This window comes from Paenibacillus antri, from assembly GCF_005765165.1.
Taxonomy (GTDB): Bacteria; Bacillota; Bacilli; order Paenibacillales; family YIM-B00363; genus Paenibacillus_AE; species Paenibacillus_AE antri.
In genome coordinates, this window is the sequence record NZ_VCIW01000019.1 from 12313 (window position 1) to 36187 (window position 23875).

Sequence of the window (23875 nt, forward strand, 5' to 3'; positions counted from 1 at the left end):
TACATTTTATTTATTGTTGCAGGCGGAGCGCCGCGCTGACGAACTCGCGGAACAACGGCTGCGGACGGTTCGGTCTCGACGTGAATTCCGGATGGAATTGCACGGCGAGAAACCACGGATGATCCGGAAGCTCGACGATCTCGATGAGGCGGCCGTCCGGCGACGTGCCGGAGAATCGGAGACCCGCCGCTTCCATGCGGTCCCGGTACGCGTTGTTGAACTCGTACCGATGGCGGTGACGCTCGTATACGAGCTCGTCGTTGTAGCAGCGCGCCGCGAGCGACGATTCGTCGAGTTTGCACGGGTACAAGCCTAGCCGCATCGTGCCGCCGAGATTTTCGATATCCTTCTGCTCAGGAAGCAGGTCGATGACCGGGTACGGCGTCGCCGCGTGAATCTCCGAGGAGTTCGCGCCCCGAAGGCCGAGCACGTTGCGCGCGTATTCGATGACGGCTACTTGCATGCCGAGGCAGATGCCGAAGAACGGAATACGCTGCTCCCGCGCATAGCGGATCGCCGCGATCTTGCCTTCGATGCCGCGGTCGCCGAAGCCGCCCGGCACGAGAATGCCGTGCACGCCGTCGAGGAGCTCCGCTACGTTATGATCGTACACTTCCTCGGCGTTCACCCAGCGGATGTTCACTTCCGTGTTCGCGTCGATGCCCGCATGGCCGAGCGCCTCGACGATGCTCAGGTACGCGTCGTGCAGCGCGACGTATTTGCCGACGATGGCGATCTCCGTCCGGTGCGTGAGCGACTTCACGCGGCGCACGAGGTCCTGCCATTCGGTCATGTCGGCCGGAGGCACGTCCAATCCGAGATGACGCAGGACGATGTCGTCGAGGCGCTGCGCTTGCAGCATGAGCGGCACTTCGTAGAGCGTCTCGGCGTCGATGCACTCGACGACCGCGTCGGAATCGACGTCGCAGAACTGCGCGATCTTCCGCTTCATGTCGTCGGCGAGCGGATGCTCGGTCCGGCAGACGATGACCTGCGGCTGGATGCCGATGCTGCGCAGCTCCTTGACGCTGTGCTGCGTCGGCTTCGTCTTCACTTCGCCCGCCGCTTTCAGGTACGGAATCAACGTCACGTGTATGTACATGACGTTCTGGCGGCCGATGTCGTTCTTCATCTGGCGAATCGCCTCGAGGAACGGCAAGCTCTCGATGTCGCCGACGGTGCCGCCGATCTCCGTGATGACGACGTCCGGCTGCGTCTCCCGGCCGGCGCGGAGAATACGCTCCTTGATCTCGTTCGTGATATGAGGAATGACTTGGACGGTGCCGCCCAAATATTCGCCGCGCCGTTCTTTCGTAATGACGGAGGAATAAATCTTGCCCGTGGTGACGTTGTTGTTCTTGCTCAGGTTGATGTCGATAAAGCGCTCGTAGTGGCCGAGATCGAGGTCGGTCTCCGCGCCGTCGTCCGTCACGAACACTTCGCCGTGCTGGTACGGGCTCATCGTGCCCGGATCGACGTTAATGTACGGATCGAACTTCTGAATCGTGACCTTCAGTCCCCGGTTCTTCAACAGACGGCCGAGCGACGCTGCGGTAATGCCCTTCCCGAGAGACGATACGACACCTCCGGTTACGAAAATATACTTCGTCATGACGTGATTCCTCCTAAGACGCAACCTCTGTCGAGGCGAAATTTACGAAAATTATGCGAATAAACAAAGAAAAAGTGACACCGCGGGTGCGGGGCACTTTATCATTATTACCTATATCCGGCTGAAGCCCAAAAGATAGTTTACCTTGCCGGGAGGAGCATGTCAATACATGCTCCTCGCAAGATAACGGCGCTTCGCTTACTTCTCGTCGTCGTCCTCGAGGTCGTCCTCGAAGTCGTCGACTTCTTCGTCGGCCTCCTCGGCTTCCGCGTCCTCGTCGAGGTCGGCTTCTTCCTCCGCGTCCTCGTCGTCCAGCTCCTCGTCGACTTCTTCCTCTTCTTCCTCCAGGAACTCGTCGCGATCCTCGTCCAGCGCGTCGAAATCTTCGCCTTCCTCGCGATCGCCGTCGTAGGTTTCCTCTTCTTCCTCCGTGTACAGATCGTCGTCGTCGTCATCGTCGTCGTTGATGATGCGCGGACGCTTGGCGCCGCCGGTGACGGCTTCGTCGCCCTTCTCGACCGGATACCAGCGCTTCAGGCCCCACAGGTTCTGCCCGACGCACGCGAAGCGCCCGTCGATGTTGATCTCCGTGTACACCTGCGCGATGACTTCCTTCGCTTCTTCCTCGGAGAGCCCCTTGAACTTCGCGATCTCCCGCATCAAATCCCGGTAATAATACGGCGTATTGGCCGCCTTTAAGATTTCAAACGCCACGTCGACCATCGGAATTTCCTTCGCTTGATCGGGCGTAAACTTCAGCTTGTACTCGCTCACGGTATGCACAACCCTTTCGGTTCTCCGGCCGACGAGACGCATCGGACGCGCGAGAATATGTATACTGCTACCCTTTCCATTTTCACATCTTAGTAAAACCTATTTTTTAGAAAAAAGCAACTGACCCCCTGGAAAAAAGCGGAGGCGAAGGGGGGCTCCCTTCGCCTTGACTGTATCCGCTTCGCCGGCGCACGAGCGGGGCGCCGGCGGTCGGTCAACGGGAGTTTCTCAACTCTCCCTATATTGTATGACGCGCGGCGCGGCGCGCTACGTATTCATGCCCATTTCTTGAAAAAACGGCGAACGCTCATCCCTCCGTCCCATCAACCACATACAATGTGACATTCCATTCCCTATTGGCAACTAACGGATTGAAGCTACATTGTGTTGGGGGGTCGTTCATGGAAGCCGTTGCCTTTGTGAAAATGCTCCATCAGGCGCTAACCCGCCCGAAGAGAAGGGAACCCGACCGCCACATCCTCCGGGTGGCGAACGCCGCCGATTACTATCGCATCGCAAAGACGATCCAGGAAACCAAGAGCGTCTTCCGGCGTCTCGCGTCCGTCCGTCCGCTGCCGCTCATCCACGCGTTCTCGTACAAAGGCGTCCTGAACCCCGCCTTCCTGCGGAGATTCGCCGGCCTCGTTACGATCGAAGACGACGTCGCCGTCTCCGTGCACGCCCTGCCGGGGCACGGGGCCGGCTCGCCCGTTTCGCCCGGCCGCGTCAAGCGCCCTTTCGTTCCGTCCGGCATCCGAACCGTGCGCGTCCCCGCCGTGTGGAAGCATTCGCTCGGCGACCGCGTGAAGATCGGCGTCATCGATACCGGCGTCGACTACAACCATCCGGATTTGCAGCCGGCGCTGTCCCGCGGCATCAACCTGGTTCACCCGCGCACGCTGCCGTACGACGACAACGGGCACGGCACCCATATCGCCGGCACGATCGCGGCCGCCGGCCGCTACGCGATGACGGGCATCGCCCCGCACGCCGTGCTGCTGCCGGTGAAGGCGTTCGACCATGAAGGCTCCGCGTACGTCTCCGACATCATCAAGGGCATCGATTGGTGCGTGCACCAAGGCGTTCACATCATCAACATGAGCTTCGGCATGAAGCAGCGGAGCGATTCGATGCTGGAGGCGGTCCGCAACGCGAAGCGGTCGGGCGTCATCATCGTCGCGTCGTCGGGCAACGACGGACGCCGCGGCTTCATCGATTACCCCGCGCGCTTCCCGCAGACGATCAGCGTCGGCGCGATCGACGCGAAGGGCGCCATCGCCCCGTTCAGCAACCGGGGCAAGCGGATCGACGTGTTCGCGCCCGGCGAGAAGGTGATGTCGACGTGGCCGAAGGGACGCTACCACGAGATGAACGGCACGTCCATGGCGACGGCGCACGTGACCGGGGTGCTCGCGCTGGCGATGGCCGCGCGTCCGGGACTGACGCCGATGCAGGCGAAGCGGCTCATCGCCGCGGCGCAAGTGCCGCTCAAGCTGCCGAAAAAAGCGACCCGGTATCCGGGCCGCCTCGATGCGGTGCGCGCCTTCCGGCACTTGAAGGGATAAGGCTCGCTCCCGGCCGGCGACTTACATCCGGTCGGGGGCATGTACGCCGATGAGGCGCAAGGCGTTAACGAAGGCGTGCTTCAGCGCGAGGAACAACGCGAGCTTCGCTCTCGTCTCCGCCTCGTCCTCGGTCAGCACCCGCTCCGCTTTATAATAGCTGTGGAACTGGGACGCCAGCTCGAAGACGTAACGGACGACGCGATGCGGCGCGAGCGACTCGGCCGCCTCGGCGACCTCGGCCGGCAATTCGCCGATCTTGCGCAGCAGATCGTAAGCCGCTTCCGACGCGAGCGGCGACAGGTCGACGCCCTCGGCCGTCGCCGGCATGGCGATGCCCTTCTCCTCGGCTTGGCGGAACACGCTGCAAATGCGGGCATGCGCGTATTGTACATAAAACACCGGGTTTTCGTTCGATTGCGACACGGCGAGATCCATATCGAAGTCGAGATGCGAGTCGGTGCTGCGCATCGCGAAGAAGTATCGGGTCGCGTCCACGCCGACTTCGTCCATCAAGTCTTCCATCGTGACCGCCTTGCCGGTCCTCTTGGACATCTTGACCTTCTCGCCGCCTTGGTACAAGCTCACCATCTGCGCGATGAGCACCGTCAGCTTCGCCGGATCCTCGCCGAGCGCTTCCATCGCCGCCTTCATGCGCGGCACGTAGCCGTGGTGATCGGCGCCCCAGATGTTGATCATGCGGTCGTAGCCGCGGCTGTATTTGTTCAGGTGGTATGCGATGTCCGGCAGCAAGTACGTGTACGAGCCGTCGTTCTTGATCAACACGCGGTCCTTGTCGTCGCCGAACGGCGTCGTGCGCAGCCAGACGGCGCCCTCGTGTTCGAACACATGACCGTTCTCGCGCAGCTTCGCCAGCGTCGGCTCGATGAGCCCGTCGGCGTAAATCGACGTCTCGCTGAACCAGTGGTCGAAGCGGACGCGGAACCGCTCCAGGTCGCGCTTGATCTTGTCCAGCTCGCGCTCGAGCCCGTACTGCCGGAAGAAGGCGAACCGTTCGCCGTCCGGCAGCGACAGCAGCGCGTCGCCCTTCGACTCGGCGAGCTCGCGCCCGAAGGCGACGATGTCTTCGCCGTGATAGCCGTCTTCCGGCATCGCCGCTTCTTGCCCGAGCGCCTGCTTGTAACGCGCCTCGATCGAATACGCGAGGTTCGCGATCTGATTGCCCGCGTCGTTAATGTAATACTCCCGCTCGACGTTGAAGCCGGCGAAGTCCAGCACGTTGCACAGCGCGTCGCCTACCGCCGCGCCGCGCGCGTGCCCGAGATGCAGGCTGCCGGTCGGGTTGGCGCTGACGAACTCGACCTGTACCTTCGCGCCCTTGCCGAAGTCCGTGCGGCCGTAATCGTCTCCCTGGCTTACCGCCTGAACGACGATCTCGCGCAGGTACGACTTGTCCATGAACAAGTTAATGAAGCCGGGGCCCGCGATCTCGGCGCGCTCCACGCCGGCCGCCTTGCCGTCGAGCGCCGCCAAGAGCGCTTCGGCGATCGCCCGCGGCGGCTTCTTCGCCGTCTTCGTCATTTGCATCGCGAAGTTCGTCGCGAGATCGCCGTGCGCCTTCTCCTTCGGCACCTCGAGCGTAATGACGGGCGCTTCCCCTTCGGCAACGAACCCCGCCTTCACCGCCGCCTGCCGCAGCGCGTCGGTCACCTTCTGTTTTTGCTGCTCCAATGCGTTCATCTTGCTTCTTCCGCCTCCTGCACGTCCAAGTTCGCTTGAAACCGTCCCGCTTCCGCGCCCCCGACCCATAGCTCGTACGACCAAGTCGCGACGCCGACGCCGCTCTCGAAGCGGACGTCGACGCGGTCCGTCTTCGTCTCGAGCGGGAACGACCCGTGCGCGGTCTCGTAGTAGCCGACCGCGACGCCGTTCGGGACGAACCGCTGCTCCGCGCGCACGGCGCCCTGCCGCAGCACCGCGACGCCGCCCTCCCCGAGCTTCACCGTCGTCGTGACGCCGGCGAGATCCGGGGACGTCTCCTGATATCGAATATACGTGTGACCGCCCCGTAAATACGCTACGCCGTCGGTATCGACGATCGACTTCTGTCCGTCGTTCACGGTGGTCAGCCGGACGCGGACGTTCCGCTTGTGCTCATTCATGGTTTTCAGTGTACTCTAACGATCTTCCCCTTTGCAACCGGGCGCCCGGACGCGTCTTCAAGCGTCTCCGCTTTCTATCTATCCAACATTGTTCTTGATAATATAACAATATGAAACTTTTCCGAGGGGGGTGGACGATGAGAGACCGTAATTTCTTCCCGGTGTTGACCGAACTCGAACTGCAGCTGCCTATGTACCTCACGAGCGCGGGCGGCTGGATCAATCAGGAGCGGACGGACCGGCCGGACGGTTTTTTCTCGTTCCAATGGATTCAATGCTTGAGGGGGCAAGGTCGGCTCGAGCTCGGCGGCGCGGCCGCCGACGTCGGCGAGGGGCAGGGCATGCTGCTGTACGCGGGCGTCCCTCATCGCTATTACGCGGTGCAGGAGCCTTGGAGCGTGGTGTGGGTGACGTTCCACGGCAGCGTCGTACCCGAGATGTTGGAGCGTCTAAGGCTGAAGGAGTCGGGCGTCTATACCGTGTCGGAGCCCGAGTCGCTGCTCGAACAGCTGGACCGCGCCGCGGAGGTCATGTCCGGGAGCGATCCGCTCCGCGGCTACGAAGGCTCCGCCTTGCTGTACCGTCTGCTGCTCGACCTGGCCAAACGGAGCTCGTTCAAAGCCGGCGGCTCGCGGCAGCAGCACCTGCAGAGCATCGCTCCGATGCTGCGGTTGATCGAAGAGCGGTACGCGGACGACTTGTCGCTGGACGACCTCGCCGGATCGCTCGGCGTTACGCCGCAGTACGCCTGCGCGCTGTTCCGGCGTTCGTTCGGCATGCGTCCGTTCGAATACGTGACGAAGCATCGGCTGCGCCGCGCGAAGGAGCTGCTGCTCGCCGACTTCTCGCTCGCCGTGGCGGAGGTCGGCCGCCGCGTCGGTTATGGTCACACGAGCTATTTCATCAAGCTGTTCAAGCAGCAGGAGGGCATGACTCCGAGCCAGTTCCGGCAGCTGTTCCTCGGCTAAGGGGCGTCGGGCATTACGCGGTAATACCGGAACTACCCCGCCTTCCTTCGCTTTTTATAGAGCGCCCATGCGACGTACGCCGCCGCGACGACGCCGGCCGCGATGCAGACGAAGAGCAAGTACCGCTCGGCCAACAGGAACGCGGCCTCCCACTGCTCGCCGAACGCATACCCGATCGCGATGAACGCCCCTGTCCAGCACGCGGCGCCCCCATAGGCGTAGAACGCGAACGTGCGGAACGGCACCCGCAGCATGCCGACCGCGTATCCCGCGAATTGGCGCACCCCCGGGATGAAGAAGCTCGCGAACAGAAACCGGTTGCCGTACCGCTCGTAATACCCCCTCGACTTCTCAAGCACGTCCGGGCGGATCATCAGCCGCCTGCCGAACTTCTCGAGCAGGCGCGCCCCCGCTTGATAGCCGATCGTATACGTCGCCGTCACGCCGATGGACGCGCCTAGGAACGCCGCGGCGACGGCCGCGACCGGCGACAGCGCTTCTTTGTATATTAAGTACCCCGTATACGCGAGCGTCGTCTGCCCCGGCGGCAGCGGCAGCGCGATGAAGTCGACCGGCAGCCCGATCAACAGGACGAGGTAGCCGTATTGTTCGAAAACCCGTTCCAGCCAAGCCAACGCTTCCAAACGAACGTTCACCTCCGTTCTCATTATGGCGCGTTCGACCCTTCCCGAACCATGGTTCCGGGTCGAGCGCGCGGCCGGACCTAAGTCTTGCGCGCATGAAAAAAACGGCCCGCCTCGCATTCCCGAGGGGGCCGTCATCTTATTTCAAGAACCCGAGCAGCATCTCGCGAATGAGCTTCGCGGCCACGATCGGCGTCTGCTCCGTAGGATCGTAGATCGGCGCGACCTCGACGAGGTCGAAGCCGACGACGTTCGCGCCGCTCTTCGCGATCGCGTGCACCGCGCCGAGCAGCTCCTTCGACGTAATGCCGCCCGCTTCCGCCGTGCCCGTGCCCGGCGCCGCCGACGGATCGAGCACGTCGATGTCGATCGTGACGTAGACCGGCTTGCCTTCGAGCTGCGGCAGAACCTTCTGCAGCGGCTCCAGCACGTCGAACGGGAAGAAGTTGACGTTCTCGCGGCCCCACGCGAATTCCTCTCGCATGCCCGAGCGAATGCCGAACTGATACACGCGCTTGCCGCCGATCAGCTCGGCGGCCTTGCGGATCGGCGTCGAGTGCGACAGCGGCTCGCCCTCGTACTGCTCTCGCAGGTCCGCGTGCGCGTCGATGTGGATCAGGTGCAGGTCCGGATATTTCGCGAACACTTCGCGAATGACCGGCCACGACACCAGATGCTCGCCGCCGAGTCCGACCGGCACCTTGCCGTCGTTCAGCAGCCGCCGCACGTACTCGCCGATCAGGTCGAGGCTCTTCCCCGCGTTGCCGAACGGCAGCAACAGGTCGCCCGCGTCGAAGTACGTAATTTCCTCCAGGTGCTTGTCCAAGTAAGGGCTGTATTCCTCGAGACCGATCGAGGAACGGCGGATCGCCGCCGGCCCGAAGCGGGAGCCCGGACGGAAGCTGACCGTATAGTCCATCGGCATGCCGTAGATGACGGCCTGCGACTTCTCGTAATCCACGGAGCTTAGGATGAAGACGTTGCCCGAATACGCTTGATCGATTTTCATTTCACCAAATCCTCCACGAACTTCGGCAGAACGAACGCCGCCGCGTGAAGTCGAGGCGTGTAATACTTCGTCTCGAATTCCGGAATGGACGCCGCTTCGACCGCCAGCGGATCGTGTTTCTTGCTGCCCATCGTGAACGTCCAGAGACCGCTCGGATACGTCGGGATGTTGGCGCCGTAGACGCGCACGATCGGGAAGATTTCCTTCACGTCGCGGTTGACCGTCTGAATGAGGTCCGCCTTGAACCAAGGGTTGTCCGTCTGCGCGACGAAGATGCCGTCTTCCTTCAGCGCTTCGTAGATGCCTTGATAGAAGCCCTTAGAGAACAGCTCGACCGCCGGGCCGACCGGCTCCGTCGAATCGACCATGATGACGTCGTAAGCGTTCTTGTGCTTTGCGATATGCATGTAACCGTCGCCGACGATCACTTCGACGCGCGGATTGTCGAGCTCGCCCGCGATCGTCGGGAGATACTTCTTCGAATATTCGATGACTTTGCCGTCGATGTCGACGAGCACGGCCTTCTTCACCTTCGGGTGCTTCATCACTTCGCGGATGACCCCGCCGTCGCCGCCGCCGACCACGAGCACGTTCTCCGGGTTCGGATGCGTCACGAGCGCCGGATGCGCCACCATCTCATGGTAGACGAACTCGTCGCGCACGCTCGTCATGACCATGCCGTCGAGGGTAAGCATCGTGCCCCATTCTTCCGTCTCGATCATCGTCAGATGCTGGAAGTCCGTCTGCTCGTTCTCGTATGTTCTCGTCACCTTCATCGTGATGCCGAAATTGTCGGTTTGCTTCTCCGTATACCATAAATCCATGGTTAAATCCCTCTCTTCGTCCATATCCGTAAGGTTCCAAGTTCTTCCGCGCGAAACCGCAACAAGATGTATTATAGAGAACTTGCCTAAAAATGCAACCAAAGTATAGCCCGTAACGTTTCCTCCCATAATGGGGAGTAAGGTATCATTTTCCTTAAGGAGTGTCAGATCGGCGAAGGAGCGATTCCCATGGACGAACCGTTGCATCAACCGCCGCGTCTCGCGGCGCGCCGCGAACCCGCTCCGCTTCGATTCCTGCGGGTCGTGAAGCGGCTTATCGTATTTTCGATCGCTATGATCGTCTTAGCGTGCGTCCTGTTCGCGGGACTGCTGCTCTACTTGCGCGTGCAGCCGATGCCGCCGGTGTCGTTCTCGCAGTCGACCGAGCTGCTCGACGTTCACGGCACGCTCATCGATTCGTTCCACAACGGGCAAAACCGGCACATCGTCGACCTCTCCAGCATCTCGCCCAATATGCTCAAGGCGACGCTCGCCATCGAGGATAAGCGGTTTTACCGCCATTTCGGCATAGACCCTAGGGGGCTCGCCCGCGCGATCTGGTATAACATTCGCTCACTCGACGCGAACGGCCAAGGCGCCAGCACGCTGACGCAGCAGCTCGCGCGCAACTTGTTTCTCACCCACGAGAAGACGTTGTCGCGGAAGATCAAGGAAGCGATGTACGCGCTGCAGCTCGAGATGGCGTATACGAAAGACGAGATCCTCGCGATGTATTTGAATCAAATTTACTTCGGACACGGCGCATACGGCATCGAAGCCGCGTCGAATTTGTATTTCGGCAAGCGCGCGTCCGAGCTGAACCTCGCCGAAAGCTCGATGCTCGCCGGGGTCATGAAGAGCTGGAAGTACTATTCGCCGCACATGGATTACGAGCGGTCGCGCGAGCGGCAGAAGCTCGTGCTGACGACCATGGCCGGGCAAGGGATCATTACGGACGCGCAAGCGAAGGCCGCTTATGCGGAAGAACCGAACCTCCTGCCCCTGACGGAAAAGGAATCCTCCAAAGCCCCCTACTTCCGGGACTATGTCCGCAGCGTCGCCGTCGGCAAGCTCGGCATCGACGAGCGGCTGTACGACTCCGGGGGACTCCGGATCTTTACGACGCTCGACCTGCACGCGCAGGCGAACGCGGAGGCCGCGGTCGCGAAATATTTGGAGCCGCACGAAGAGCTGCAAGCCGCGCTCGTCTCGATCGACCCGCGCAACGGACATATCCAGGCGATGGTCGGCGGCCGGAATTACGAGGAGAACCAATACAACCGCGCGTTCGCGACGACGCGGCAGCCGGGATCTTCGTTCAAGCCTATCCTGTATCTGACGGCGCTGCAGCAGGAAGGCTTCACGGCCGTCACCCGATTCATGAGCGAGCCGACCGTCTTCACCTACGACGACGGAAGGAAGACGTATTCGCCGCAGAACTACGGGAACAAATACCCGAACAAGCTGGTGGACCTGCGTTACGCCATCTCGAAGTCGGATAATATCTATGCGGTGAACACGATTATGCAAGTCGGTCCGGAACGGGTAATCGAGACGGCGAAGAGCCTCGGCATCACGAGCGAGATGGAGCCGCTGCCGTCGCTCGCCCTCGGGACGTACCCGGTCAGCCCGTACGAGATGGCGTCCGCGTTCGCCACGATCGCGGGCGGCGGCGTCCGGCGGGAGCCGGTCGCGATTTTGCGGATCGAGGACATGTACGGCCGGGTGCTGTACGAGGCGAAGCCGCGCGAGCAGCAGGTCGTGGCGCCGCAATACGCGTACATTCTCACGCACTTGATGCAGAGCGTGTTCGACGACGGCGGCACCGGGCGGCGCGTGTCCGACCTGATCAAGCGGCCCGTCGCCGGCAAGACCGGCACGACGAACACCGACGCTTGGATGGTCGGCTACACGCCGGAGCTCGCGACGGCCGTCTGGGTCGGCTACGACAAAGGCCGGGCCGTCACCTCCGTCGAAGCGCACACCGCCTCGCCGATCTTCGCGGACTTTACGGAGCGGACGCTGTCGGCGGTTCCGCCGAAGCTGTTCGAGGTGCCGGAGGGCGTGACGACCGTATACATCGATCCGGCGACGGGGCTGCTGGCGACGGCCGACTGCCCGAATCCGCGGTTAGAGTCGTTCATCGCCGGCACCGAGCCGACCGAATCGTGCGCCGGCCACGGCGCCGAACCGCTGCCCGGGCAGCAGGACGCGCCGCATCAGGAGCAAGAGCGCAATTGGTGGGACGATCTGAAGCGTTGGTGGAACAGCTAGCCTTGTTGCGAACCCGGGGAGCTTACGGCTCTCCGGGTTTCTTTTCTTTTCCCGCCCCTTCTCCCCGACTTCCCTTCGCTCAGCTCCGCGGCCGGGACAGCGTTACTCGGCGCACCGCCGCGCAGCGTTCGCGCCGCGTCGCATCGCGTCGCATCGCGTCCGTCGAACGGGGATACCTCCCGTTTTCCCCATTTTCTTTTGCACGGAAACCTTATACTATGGAAGCAATTAGAATGTATCGGAGGCGGATAGCAATGGCAGGGGAACGATACCGGAAGGATTGGCCTACTTCGACCGAGACGCCCGCGAAGGCGACGGTCGTGCTCGTCCACGGGCAAGGCGAACACAGCGGACGCTACGCGCACGTCGCTGCCGCGTTGAATGCGGCGGGGTACGACGTCGTATCCGGCGACTTGCCGGGACACGGCCGTTCCGGAGGGCTGCGCGGCCATATCGACCGGTTCGACGAATTCGTCGACGTCGTCTCGTCTTGGATCGAGGACGCCCGGAGCCGTCGACCGGATATGCCGGTCTTCCTGCTCGGGCACAGCGTCGGAGGGCTCGTCGCCGCGCGGCTGCTGCAGACGTCGCCGCTCGTCGGCGCGCTGTCGGGCGTCGTCCTGACGTCGCCGGCCTTCCGGCTGCGATTCCCGATCCCGCCATGGAAGGAAGCGCTCGGCCGGCGGCTCGACGGCGTGCTGCCCCGGCTGCGCATGCCGAGCGGCTTGAAGCAGCAGCGCGTCACGCGCAGCGAAGACGTTCTGCTCGCGACGGCCGCCGACCCGCTGATGGTGTACGTCGCGAGCGTACGCTTCTACAACGAGCTGCTGCGCGCGCAAACGGCGGCTCTCGCCGAAGCCGAGGCGATCGCGCTGCCGCTGCTCCTGCTGCACGGGGGCGCGGACGAAATTATCGCGCCCGAGCCTTCGCTCGACTTCGGGCGCCGCGTCGCTTCGACGGACAAAGACGTACGCCTGCTGCCCGGCCTGCATCACGAAATCATGAACGAGCCGGAGCGGGACGACGTGCTGCGCGACATCGTCGGTTGGCTCGACCGTCATGCCGGCGCAGCGGAGACGTAAGGCAACGCAAGCCGCGGCGTCCCACAATAAAGAAGACTCGTCTGGCGACGAGTCCTTAGGGTTCGAGCGTTTGCATCATGCGAGCAGGGGGCGTGGGTCATACGCTCCGCATGCTTCGCACGATAAAACGAATTCGCGCAACATGAGAAAAACCAACCGCAATCGTTCGGCTGAACGAAGGTCAATCCAGGAGAAGGAGCGCGGGAACAGGCGCACTTCCTCCTCATGGAATGCTTCAAGCTTTTTTACTTCCTGATATGTTAATAATAAATCGTCATTCCTCTCCGGCGGGCGGCATGGAGCCGCGCTTCGGTCCGTTCGGTTCCGGCGGACCGTTCGCATCTCGGCTTCGGACGACGATCGCGGCGGTAGCCGTCTTCCCGCCGTACTCGGCCCGGATGAACGTATGCCCCTCGCCGATCCCCGTCAACGTCAAGCCATCGACGCTTACGACCCCGGAAGCGACGGCGGAGAGCGCGACGTCTTCCGTCAACGCGACCGGCGTCGTTGCCCCGGTGTATATCCCGAACACTTGAGCGGTCGCGATCTGTCCGACGTCGATTCGAGTCTCGGAGAGATCCAACCGAATCGCTGCAAGTCTAGGGGCTTCCGGATCCGGAGGACCGCCTGTATCGCCGCGCTCGACGACGATCTCGGCGGACGCCGACAAGCCTTCGTATTCGATTCGGATGACTGCATTGCCTTTCGTCGCGCCCGTCACGGTCAATCCTTGGATCGAGACGACGCCGGCGGGCTCCGCGGTCAACGCAACCCCTTCCTTGAGGACAACCTCCTCTCGATCCGCGTCGAACGGATTGTCGTACGTACCGTACACTTGAACCGTCACCGATTCTCCGATCCCGATCGTCGACTTCGGCAGCGCGATGCGAATCGATTCCAGCGCGCCTCTGCCGACCGACGCGCGAAGCGTCTTCTGCATACCGCCGTAAGCGACGCTCAGTACGGCTTCGCCCGCGGCGACGCCCGTCGCCGACGCGCCGCTGACGCTCACGGCTTCGCCCGACGCCACCGTCACCTCCGGCACGACGTCGACGGCCAAAGGCCCGAACCAAGCCGTCGCGGCAATCGGCTTCGTCTCGCCGGTCAGAAGCTCCAGCGCATCGGGAACAAGCGCCAGATCGCTCAATGCGTGAACCGTCGCGGAGATCGCGTACGGCGCCGACCGGCTGATTCCCTTAACCGCGTACGCGATGTAGTCGTGCGATCCCGCCTCGGGCGACGGGACCGTAACGGACACCGGCGCGTCGAGACCGGCGGCGGGCGCCTCCGCCACGACGACGCCGTTCTCTTCCACGACGATGCTCGCACCCTCCGACGCCGCCGCCTTAAATACGACGTCGCTGCCCGCCGTCAGGTGCGAATACGGCTCCTCGTACATGCGGAACGACGCCACCTCGCTTGGCTCCAGCGCGGTCGACACCTGCACATTGTCGATATAGGCGTTGGCCACGTAAGTCGCCGGCACGACCATAAACACGCGCATATATTTCGCGGCGGCATGCGCGGTATTCGTCAACGCTTCCGTCCCCCAACGGCCCTGCGGCACGGTCGCTTCTTTGCTCCACGGGCCGGGATTCACCGCGGCGCTAGTGCTCAACATGACCTTGTTCGCGTCGTAATACCGCGTCTGCAGAATCGGCCGGTTGGAGCTGCGCCCCGGCGGATTGTCCCCTCGGTACACATCGACGGAAGCCGTATACGTCTTTCCGCCGACGACGGGAATGAAGTCGGATTCGGCCGCCACTTCGATGGTCGTACTATTATCGTAGAGAAGCAAGCTTTGCGTTCCGCTTTTCACCGTGTCTTGCGACAACCGCACGTAGGCGTCCGCCGTATACTTGTCGAGATTGCGCTGCGTCCACCCCGGAATCGCCCCGTCCGCGCCCGCGCTCTCGAAGCCCGGATTCGTCAGCTTCAGCTGACCGAGGACCGGCTGCTCCGGCGGAAGCTCGAACGGAACGCTCTTCGTCACCTTCACGTTATCGTAATACGCGTCCGTCGCCCATCCGAGCGAGCAGAACAACACGATTCTTCCCGCGACGGCCCCTTCCGGCGCGATCGAGCTGAAATTCGCGGAGCTCCATGCGCCGAGCGAGCCTTGATGGTACGCGGCCGGCGCCGGCGTCAGCTTGATCTCCTGCCCGTTCGCGTCGTAATACCGCATCGCGGCGATCGTTCGACCGGACGCCAAGTAGATGTCGGCCGAGACTTTGTACTCGGCTCCCGGCTCCACGGCGAACGGGAGCGAGATGACGCCGACTTCTTGCGTATCGGTCGAATCGAAGACCCTAAGGCTGCTCTCGCCTTCCGACGCGCGAGACCCGCTGATTTCGTAGTAGCCCGCCGTCGTCGACCGGCCGAAGTTGTCCCAACCTGGAATCGTGCCGTCCGCCGTTTGCGTTTCGAAGCCGTTATTGACGAGCGGAACGGCAACGTCCGCATACAGCGGCGGCATCTCTTGCGAAACCGTAATTTTCTTCAGCATATCCGCCGTGTTGAAATACAAGTTCCCGTCCGGCCCGATCGTCATCAGGTTCGTCTTCGTCCCGGGAACCTGCGCGTGCGCCATCGTATTCGTGTCGACCGCGGTTACGGCGCTGCCTAGCGTCGTGTACAGAACGCCGTCGCCCTTCGGGTCCCACAGCAGCTTAACCGGCACCCAATAGTGGCTGAAATCCCAGTTGGTCGGATAAATTTCCTTCTGCTTCGCAACCTTGTACCCGTCGGCCGGATCCATCGCGAAAATCGTCCCGTAGGCGGCCGCCCACAGCAGACCGTCCGGTCCGACCGACAAGCCGCCGATCGACCGGGCCGCCACGCCGCTCGCTTGCGCGACATCCGGGGAGAACGCGGTCACCAGCCGTTCCTCCGCCACGTCCCAGACGAACACCTTCGCCTTGTCCGCCGCCGGATCGATGCCCAGACCGCCCCATACGGTCGTGGAACCGTACAACATCCCGTCATGATACGCCAACCCCATCACGCTCTGATATTCCAGCGGGCCGCCGGGCTGGAACATCTCGGCGAATACTTTCCATTCCGTGCCGTCGTAGACGGTCAGGGCGCCTCCGAGCTCCCCGGTCTTCGGGATCGTTCCGATAAACAACCGGTCGGGGGAAACCGCCAATGCGAACGGGCGATCCTGCTTGCCGCCGATATGATAGATCGACTTCGGGTTGTCGTCGCCGATCGGCTGCTTCGTGTCGAGCTCGTAGATATAGCCTCCGGGGTATTCGCCGAAGACGACCTTGTCGCCCCACGCGATCATCCCTTCGGCCTGCCCCATCCGAAAATGCTCGATCTCCCCGGTGTCGATGTCGTACCGGGCGCCCTTCGTCCCTTGGTAGCCGGTGCTGTAAATCAACCCGTCGGGTCCGGTCGCGATCGATTGAATCGATACCGGAGTCCCCGAGATAATAGACGGGAAGCTGGTCGCGACGCCCTTCTCGACATTCGCGATTAACGGAGCGCCGTTGAACGTCACCGTGACCAGCGACGCGCCCGGGAACTGCTCCTGATCGTCCAGCTCGACCCAAGCGCCGGTCCGGATGTACGTGCCGAACGCGATTCCGGTGCCCGCCACTTCCTCCGTCGTCAGATCGAACGTCTTCAGCTCTCCGTCGGCCGGGAAATACACTTTGCCGTCTTTCTCCGGAGACACGAACAAGCCTCTATAATTTTCAACGATGTCGACCCAGCGCTCGTTCTCCAAATCGTAGATGAAGAGCGACGTCGGACTCGTGCTCATCATGACGAACAAATAATGACCGACGGCATTCATGGAATACACGGTGGGAGCGTCGGCGGGCGAGAACAGAGCATTTTCCGGAAAAGGGATTTGCGTCTTCGCGCCGTCGGCCGGATCGATCCGAAACAAGCCGCCCTTCGTCCCGGTTCCCGCGTACAAATACCCTTCGTAATACGCGATCCCCCGCACGTATTGCTGCGCCTCGGCCAGCCGGTCGGTCAGCAGCGTCAGCTCGTCTTGCGCCGGGTCGTACACGAACACCTTCCCGCTCGGATATCCGCCGCCATAGACGCGATCCGATTCGTCCACTACGATCGAATACAGCGATGTCGCCTCCGGCACGGCTCCGATCGTTCGAACCTGCTTCGTTACGGGAGAATACACGTACAATGCGTTGCCCGCCACGGTGTACACATTGCCTTGAGAGTCGATGGCATGACCCCAGGATTGGCCTCCGCCGCTTAAGGGAAGCTCCCGGACGACCCGGTTCGTATCCAGATCGACGACGCTGAAGATGGCGGAATGCACGGCGGAACCCGCTACCGTGGTGTACATCACGTCTTTCCCGTCCTCCGCGCCGAACGCGGCATTGAACGTATTCGGCGCCGTGACCTGGGTGCCGAGATCCTCGGGAACCGAGAACGTTCTCGGAACGACGACGGCATCCGCCGCCGACGCGTTCGAATCCGGCGCGGCCGGTAAGACGACCGCGCCGATCAACGCCGCGGACAACGCGACGGGAGCGAATTTTTTCCAACGACCGATAACGCTTTCAAACATCGCATCACAACCTTTCGAATTTGTCGCGCAAAACCTAGTTTACACGTGGATCACATAAAAGGAATTAACTTCTATTAACCTCCTAAAATAATAGTTGTGGTTCATTTGTAGTTCATTTTAAAGAAACAAAAACGGAATATCAACGTGAAAATGTGCGTGAAAACAAAAAAAGTCCATCCTGCACCCTTTGTGGGCTGCAAGATGAACCTTCATCCTTGCGTATGCGTTTTCCCTTCCCTGATCAACGTATGAAACATTTGAATAAGGCCTTCTTCGTCGATCAGCTTCGAGTAGTATTGCCCGAGACACTTCCCGAACGTCTCGATCTCCTCGGGAACCAACCCCAACCGGTCGTGAGCGGCGAAGCTCGGGATCATTTCGCGGTAAATATCGAACCGCCTCGGCGCGTTCGGCAGCTCCGACGCGATCCCGTCCGCGACCCGCTTGTTCGCGGGAAGCGTGAACGTGCCGCGGCGAATCGTCGTCGCCGCTTCCTCCGATAAGAGAAAACTCGCCAGGCTTTCCGCCTCTTTCTTCTGCGCCGACGACGCGTTGACGCCGACGCCGGTGCACAGCAGCAGCGTATCGGCGCTTCCGCCCTCGGATCGCGGCAGCTGCGCGATGTCGAACGGAAACCCCGCGTCCGCCAGCTCGTTCAACCGATAATACGTCGTCAGAATGACGGACACCTTCTCCTGCTTGAAGAGCAGCTCTACGTCGTGCAAGCTGAACGACAGCATGCGCGGAAACAAGCCGTCTTCGTGGATGAGCTCCCGCACGTCCCGGAACGCTTCCAGCCGGTTCGATCGTCCCGGATGCGGAAGCCCGTCCTCCCGGGCGAAGGAGACGCCGTTTTGCAGCAGGAAGATCGGCCACCGGTTGTTGGAGGATAAGTGGAAGAACAAGCCGTACCGGCTCTCCCCGGCCAGCTTCTTCAACGTTTGCCTCAGGTCGCCCCACGTCCAGCTGCTGTCCGGCTCGAACGCTCCCGCCTCCCGGAAGTGATCGCGATTGTAGCACAGGATCACGGGCGAAAACACGAACGGCCGCAAGAAAACCCGATCCGGCTCCGTATGTTCCATAAAAAGCTTATTTAAAAAGGGGAACGAGCTTGCCTGCGGAGCCTGGGGCTCGAATAACGAAAGAAGGCTGTTGTCCCGGAAATATAAATAGTCCAGATTGTTCAGCAGCACGACGTCTACGACGCCGTACGCCAACAGCTGCCGGATGGAATCCGGATTCGAGTACGGGAGCGTGACCGTCTCCACGCGAACCTCGGGATGCTCTCGCCGATACGACGCCAACAAGTCGTTCAGCTTCGCGTCCGCGTATAACGACGGGTACAGCCCGAGGCGCAGCGCGTTCTGCCGGCCCGACGCCGCCACCTGCGTGCCCACGCGCGGGACCTTCCGGATCAAGCCTTCTTCCACCAGCTTCCCCATCGCGGCGCGGACGGAGTTTTTGCTCAGATCGAACTGTTCGGCGAACGCGACCTCCGACGGCAAATAATCGCCGACCTGATAGGTGCCGTTCGCCAGATTCGTTCGGATATGGGCGATCAGTTGATTGGAACGATCTACGAATGTTTTACGATCGGGCTTAGCCATGACATAGTCCCCTTCGACCGGCTCCACGCGAAAAACCGCCCCCGCGCGACGCCTCGCGCGAAAGCGGCCGATCCGTCTACCCCAGCTTCTCCTTCAACTCATCGGTCGAAGCGTCCCACATGCCTTCGTTGTACTCGATCAGGCATCGCTTCAACGCCGCCTTCTCCCCGTCGGATAACCCGTCCAAGACGATGCGCCGCTTCATCGCGTAATCCATCTTGTTCACGTGATCCGCGAGAATCTTCCACCCGCGCCGCGCTTCGGTATCGACCAGCATCTCGCAAGCCGTCGCTCCCGCGTAATACATGCCTTCTTCGCGCTTGTCGACCGCGATCCACACGATCCAACAGCGGCGGCCGTTCGGCACGTCTTCCTTGTTCGCGGAAAACTTGATGCCCTTCTCCACCTTGCTCTTCGCATGCAGGGCGCCCAGATCGATGTAAGCTTCTTCCCCGTCCTTATCGATAATGACGGCCGATACGTTGTTCAAATCGATGGAGCCCGCGCCGAACCCCTTATGCTCCTTATTGCTGACGACGTTCAGCGCATTGATCTTCTTCCCGCCGACTTCCACGTGCGCCCCCACCTTCGTTCCTCGTTAGAATTTCTTCTATTGTACCCGAAATAATCCCCGGGGGACAAACATATACATCCACTAGACGCTTGTCAACGGGGTGAAAATCATGAAAAAGATGAAGTTAGGCCGCTGGCGGCCGGTCGCGATCGCCGGCGTCGCCTTCGCGGTATGGGTCGCGCTTTGGGGAGAGCTCGGCGCCCCCGCCGACGGCGACAGTTCCTTCGGCGAAGCGGTCGCGACGTTCGGCGTCGCCGGCCCGGAGAAGGCGCCGGCGCCGAAAACGAATGCGGGCCCGAATCCGAACCCGGCTCCGAACGTGGCGCCCCCGGTCCCCGAAAAGCCTCCCGCTCCGAAGCCGATGAGCAACCGCGTCGTGGAATATCACATCGGCGTCGCGCTGGACGCGGACAACCATGCGCTCCACGGCACGCAGACCGTGACCTGGCGCAACCCTGGCAAGGAGAAGGTGCAAGAGCTGTACTTCCACTTATACCCGAACGCGTTCGAATCCGACAAGACGACCTTCATGCGGGAGTCGGGGGGCAAGCTGCGCGAGGATAAGCGGACGGCCAACAGCTATGGCGGCATGACGATCTCCTCGATCGAGACGACCGAGGGGCTCGATCTGACCCATCGTCTCGCGTTCGAGCAGCCCGACGACGGCAACAAGGCGGACAAGACGCTGGCGAAGCTCCGCCTGCCGAAGGCGGTTCCCCCGAACGGAACGGTGACGCTGAAGATGTCGTTCACCGTGCGGCTGCCCGAAGTTTTCGCCCGCATGGGGTACAAGGACGACTTCGTGATGGCCGGGCAATGGTTTCCGAAGATCGCGGTTTACGAGCCCGCCGGGACGCGCGGCCGCACGGCCGAGGGGTGGAACGCTCACCAATATCACGGCAACTCCGAGTATTACGCGGACTTCGGCATCTATAACGTGAAGATCAAGGTTCCGACCGATTACGTCGTCGCGGCCACCGGCTTTCCGCCGAAGCCCGCCGTCGTCGATAAGAAGTCGGGCACGAAGACGTACCACTTCTATGCGGACGACGTGCACGACTTCGCCTGGTCGGCGTCGCCCCACTTCGTCTACGCGGAGGAGCCGTATTCGGCGCCGAACGTGCCCGGCGTCAAGATCAAGCTGTATCTCGATCCGACGCATCTGGAGCTGAAGGAGCGGTATCTCTACGCGGCCAAGAAGTCGCTGCAGCACTTCAGCGAATGGTACGGCCCTTATCCGTACAGCACGCTTTCGATCGTCGTGCCCCCGGAAGGCGCGGGCGGCGCGGGCGGCATGGAGTACCCCACGCTCGTCACCGCCTGGGCGGCCGATTCGGCGGACGTCGGGTACGAGCTCGAACGCGTCGTCGTGCACGAGATCGGCCATCAGTATTGGTACGGCATGGTCGCCAGCAACGAATTCGAAGAGGCGTGGTTGGACGAAGGCTTCACCTCGTACGCCGAGGATAAGCTCATGGAAGCCGAATACGGCTTGACGCCGAGCACGACGCTGGAAGCGAGCTACATGACGAACCCGGCCTCGCTCACCCGCTTCGCCTGGAACTTCGACAGCCACGATCATTACGCGGACAACGTGTACATTCGGGGGAAGCTCGTGCTGCTGGCGATGGAAAAGGAGATCGGCGAAGCGAAGATGAAACGCGTGCTTCGCGCCTACTTCGACCGGTGGAAGTTCCGGCACCCGTCGACGGGCGACTTCCAGAAGACGGCGGAAGACGTAACGAAACGAAGCTGGGCTCCGTTCTTCGATCAGTTCGTGTACGGCGACCAGATGGCCGATTACGCGGTGGAGCGCATCGAACGCGCGAAATCGGACGCCGGGACGTACGCCTACCGCGTCACCGTATCGAGCCGCGGCGGCAAGGACGGTCCGGTATCCGTCCGGTTCCTCTACGAGGACGGTCAGACGATTCGAGAGGAATGGCCGGGGAAGGAAGACAGCGTCGTCTTCGCGCTGCCGCCGCACGCCGCGAAGCTGAAGCACGTCGTCGTCGACCCGGAGCACGGCGTCGTTCTCGAGCATAAGCGCATTAACAATTTCATGAAGACCGACGTGGACGATAAGCTGGAGACCCGCTGGACGATGGGCGTCGCGAAGCTGCTCGAAGCGCTGTTCGGCACGGTGGTCTGGTAACGAACGAGCCGAAATTACGGAGAGGAGGCGCGCTTCATGTGGTCGTACGCGAAATCGGGATGGGCCGCCGCCCGTCGCAGTTGGTTTCTATTGTTCCTCATTTTCTTCTATCAGTATGGATGGGGCTTCGCGCTCTATAAATATGTGAAGTCGATCGTCGTTCCGCTGCTTCATCGCTACCCCGGCGGCGAATTGGCGCAATCCGCGGATCGCCTGTTCTGGCTGGAGGCCGAATTCCAGCTGACGAAGACAGGCTTGATCGCCCCTTACGCGTGGACGATTCTCGTCCTGCTGCTCGTCCGCATGCTGATCACCCCGCTGCTGAACGCCGGGATTTACAACGCGCTGGCGAACGGCGGAGACGGCCATCGGAAAGCGTTCGTCCGCGGGGCGAAGACGTACGCGAAGCCGTTCCTGCTGTTGTACGGATTGCAGACGCTGTTGACGTTCGCGCCGCTCGTCTGGGCGATTCCGCGCGCGCTTGCGGCGGCGTCGACCGCGTACGATTGGCCGTCCGTCGCGGCCGCGGCCGCGCCGTATGCGATCGGCTGGCTCGTCTACCAAGGCATTCTGGATCTCGCCTTCATGTATATCGGCTTCGGCATCGTGGAGGGTCGCGGCGGCTGGGCCGGACTCGGGCTGTTCGCCCGCCGGGGGTTGCCGATCGCGGCCCTCGCGCTCGCGACGTTCGCGGTCGGCCTCGCCGTCAGCTTGGCCGCGAGCGCGCTGTCGCTCTGGTGGGCCGGCTTCCTCGCGGTCGTCGTCCACCAGTCGTACCCGATCGTGCGCGCCTTGCTGAAGCTATGGGGCATCAACGCCCAGTATCACCTCTGGTCGGCGCATCGGTAAGCTTCATATATAAAGGGGGACATCTGGCGCCATGCGCGCTCGATGTCCCCCTCGTCGTTATCGAGCTTGCAGCCTTCCATCGCTTCCTCGCACGTCTACCCGAACAATGCCGCGTAAAGAGACATCGTTCGCTCCGGATGTCTCGTTTCGATCTCGAAATGCGTCGGTTCCGACAATTCGACTCCTCCTTCGAACTTTGGCTGTTTCTAGCGCCTCATGCCAGTTTGCAGCGTCAGCCCCCCGTCCCCGACCCATGCCTTCATCCGTTCGACGATCCGTCGTACCGCTCGTTCGTGCCCCAGACGCATCGCGTTCATGTTCCCGCCTCTCCTAACCTAGCAGGATCGACCGCCTCTTTTTTCGACCGTTGGTCACTATCATTTTATCGCCTGAATATTTTACTAGAATAGGAGGATTCCGACGAAAACTGTCGAATATAACGGAGGTCGAAAAAAATCGATTATTGCCTAATGTCCGCGTCGCATTCGACCCGGGCTACGGGGGAACCAGTCTTGGGTGAATTGATCTCGCAACTAGGGATCATAGGGAACCTTCAACCGAACCCTTAAGCTAACCTCGTCGGCATCGGAAGGGGTATACAATTGAAGAAGGCAGCATCTCTGGTGTTGGCATTGTCCATCGGGTTCGGCGCGTTCGCCGGCAGCGCGGCCGCGGCTACGGAACTCGAGACGGCCGTCGATCGATTGGTCGGCGTCGACTACAAGTACGGAGGTACGACGACGAAGGGCTTCGACTGCTCCGGGTTTACCGGCTACGTCTTCGAGAAGCTCGGCATCGATCTGCCTCGTCGGTCCGCGGATCAAGCGACCGTCGGCGCGAAAGTCGGCAAGGACGAGCTTCGTCCGGGCGACTTGGTATTCTTCAACACGGACGGCAAGGGCATCTCGCACGTCGGCATCTATATGGGAGACGGCAACTTCGCCCATTCCTCCAGCTCCCGCGGCGTGTCGATCGGCAAGATGAACGACAGCTATTATTCCAAGCGCTACGTCACTGCGCGTCGCGTCCTCGACGAGACGCAATATGTCGCCCTCGCGACGGAAGCCGCTCCGGCGGCGCCGGTCGTCGCGGAAGCGCCTCCAGCTCCGGCACCAGCCCCGGCTCCCGAAGCGGCCGCCGTGACGGAAGATGTCGCGCTTTCGACGGAAGCGGCGGAACTCGCGGCGGAGCATGCCGGCGAGAACGTCGCGGTCGAGGACGTCGTCGAAGCGTTGCGACAGCTCATGTAACACCGAATCCCCGACGCGC

At 61.9% G+C, this 23875-nt stretch carries 17 protein-coding genes and 1 riboswitch; of the genes, 7 read left to right on the forward strand and 10 right to left on the reverse strand.

All coding sequences use genetic code 11. The annotated features are described in order from the left end of the window. Positions 1-10: 10 nt before the first annotated feature. Both pyrG and rpoE read right to left on the reverse strand, forming a co-directional pair. The gene (gene pyrG / locus FE782_RS23560; RefSeq protein ID WP_138196807.1) at positions 11-1612 is read right to left on the reverse strand and encodes a CTP synthase; all 1602 of its coding nucleotides are present in this window, start codon (positions 1610-1612) and stop codon (positions 11-13) included. Between the two features lie 198 nt (positions 1613-1810). Beyond that, a complete protein-coding gene (gene rpoE / locus FE782_RS23565; RefSeq protein ID WP_238392644.1) occupies positions 1811-2335 on the reverse strand; it encodes a DNA-directed RNA polymerase subunit delta in 525 nt (174 codons plus the stop codon). Positions 2336-2787: 452 nt separating this feature from the next. Between rpoE and FE782_RS23570 the strand changes: the two genes are divergently transcribed. After that, positions 2788-3951 carry a S8 family peptidase gene (locus FE782_RS23570; protein WP_138196809.1) on the forward strand — a complete coding sequence of 388 codons (1164 nt, stop codon included), beginning with the start codon at positions 2788-2790 and terminating at the stop codon, positions 3949-3951. A 21-nt stretch (positions 3952-3972) separates the two neighbouring features. Here the strand turns inward: FE782_RS23570 and argS are convergent, their stop codons facing one another. Both argS and FE782_RS23580 read right to left on the reverse strand, forming a co-directional pair. Further along, positions 3973-5649, reverse strand: coding sequence for an arginine--tRNA ligase (gene argS, locus FE782_RS23575; RefSeq protein ID WP_138196810.1), 1677 nt, complete (start codon positions 5647-5649; stop codon positions 3973-3975). After that, positions 5646-6071: a YwiB family protein gene (locus FE782_RS23580; RefSeq protein ID WP_138196811.1), complete on the reverse strand. Its 426-nt coding sequence runs from the start codon at positions 6069-6071 to the stop codon at positions 5646-5648. Before FE782_RS23580 ends, argS begins: the two co-directional genes overlap by 4 nt. 137 nt (positions 6072-6208) lie before the next feature. Between FE782_RS23580 and FE782_RS23585 the strand changes: the two genes are divergently transcribed. Then, entirely contained in the window at positions 6209-7039 is an 831-nt protein-coding gene (locus FE782_RS23585) for an AraC family transcriptional regulator (protein ID WP_138196812.1), read from the forward strand. 32 nt (positions 7040-7071) lie between these two features. On the opposite strand, the gene FE782_RS23590 is transcribed toward FE782_RS23585, so the two are convergent. From FE782_RS23590 to speE, 3 genes are all read right to left on the reverse strand, one after another. Next, positions 7072-7695, reverse strand: coding sequence for a DedA family protein (locus tag FE782_RS23590; RefSeq protein ID WP_238392636.1), 624 nt, complete (start codon positions 7693-7695; stop codon positions 7072-7074). A 127-nt stretch (positions 7696-7822) separates the two neighbouring features. After that, positions 7823-8692 carry an agmatinase gene (gene speB, locus FE782_RS23595; protein WP_138196813.1) on the reverse strand — a complete coding sequence of 290 codons (870 nt, stop codon included), beginning with the start codon at positions 8690-8692 and terminating at the stop codon, positions 7823-7825. After that, positions 8689-9723 carry a polyamine aminopropyltransferase gene (gene speE, locus FE782_RS23600; RefSeq protein ID WP_338016914.1) on the reverse strand — a complete coding sequence of 345 codons (1035 nt, stop codon included), beginning with the start codon at positions 9721-9723 and terminating at the stop codon, positions 8689-8691. Before speE ends, speB begins: the two co-directional genes overlap by 4 nt. Here speE and FE782_RS23605 point away from each other — a divergent pair. Next, positions 9706-11790 (forward strand): transglycosylase domain-containing protein, encoded by a 2085-nt coding sequence (locus tag FE782_RS23605; protein WP_202914595.1) that lies wholly within the window; start codon positions 9706-9708, stop codon positions 11788-11790. The genes speE and FE782_RS23605 overlap by 18 nt on opposite strands. A 254-nt stretch (positions 11791-12044) precedes the next feature. Beyond that, positions 12045-12872 (forward strand): alpha/beta hydrolase, encoded by an 828-nt coding sequence (locus FE782_RS23610; protein WP_158299512.1) that lies wholly within the window; start codon positions 12045-12047, stop codon positions 12870-12872. A 274-nt stretch (positions 12873-13146) separates the two neighbouring features. Here FE782_RS23610 and FE782_RS23615 read toward each other — a convergent pair whose 3' ends face one another. The 3 genes from FE782_RS23615 to FE782_RS23625 all read right to left on the reverse strand — a co-directional run bounded on the left by FE782_RS23615 (position 13147) and on the right by FE782_RS23625 (position 19614). Beyond that, positions 13147-17421 (reverse strand): carbohydrate binding domain-containing protein, encoded by a 4275-nt coding sequence (locus tag FE782_RS23615; RefSeq protein ID WP_138196816.1) that lies wholly within the window; start codon positions 17419-17421, stop codon positions 13147-13149. A gap of 209 nt (positions 17422-17630) precedes the next feature. After that, positions 17631-19028, reverse strand: a complete 1398-nt coding sequence (locus tag FE782_RS23620) for an extracellular solute-binding protein (protein ID WP_138196817.1) — start codon at positions 19026-19028, stop codon at positions 17631-17633. A 76-nt stretch (positions 19029-19104) separates the two neighbouring features. After that, positions 19105-19614 (reverse strand): YwhD family protein, encoded by a 510-nt coding sequence (locus FE782_RS23625; RefSeq protein WP_238392637.1) that lies wholly within the window; start codon positions 19612-19614, stop codon positions 19105-19107. A gap of 97 nt (positions 19615-19711) precedes the next feature. On the opposite strand from FE782_RS23625, the gene FE782_RS23630 reads away from it, so the two are divergent. The 3 genes from FE782_RS23630 to FE782_RS23640 all read left to right on the forward strand — a co-directional run bounded on the left by FE782_RS23630 (position 19712) and on the right by FE782_RS23640 (position 23856). After that, on the forward strand, positions 19712-21757 hold the full coding sequence (locus FE782_RS23630) for a M1 family metallopeptidase (RefSeq protein ID WP_138196818.1): 2046 nt from the start codon (positions 19712-19714) through the stop codon (positions 21755-21757). 36 nt (positions 21758-21793) lie between these two features. Continuing rightward, entirely contained in the window at positions 21794-22606 is an 813-nt protein-coding gene (locus tag FE782_RS23635; RefSeq protein ID WP_138196819.1) for a hypothetical protein, read from the forward strand. Positions 22607-23060: 454 nt separating this feature from the next. After that, a riboswitch (cyclic di-AMP (ydaO/yuaA leader) is annotated at positions 23061-23206 on the forward strand. A 2-nt stretch (positions 23207-23208) separates the two neighbouring features. Beyond that, on the forward strand, positions 23209-23856 hold the full coding sequence (locus FE782_RS23640; RefSeq protein WP_138196820.1) for a C40 family peptidase: 648 nt from the start codon (positions 23209-23211) through the stop codon (positions 23854-23856). Positions 23857-23875: the final 19 nt, after the last annotated feature.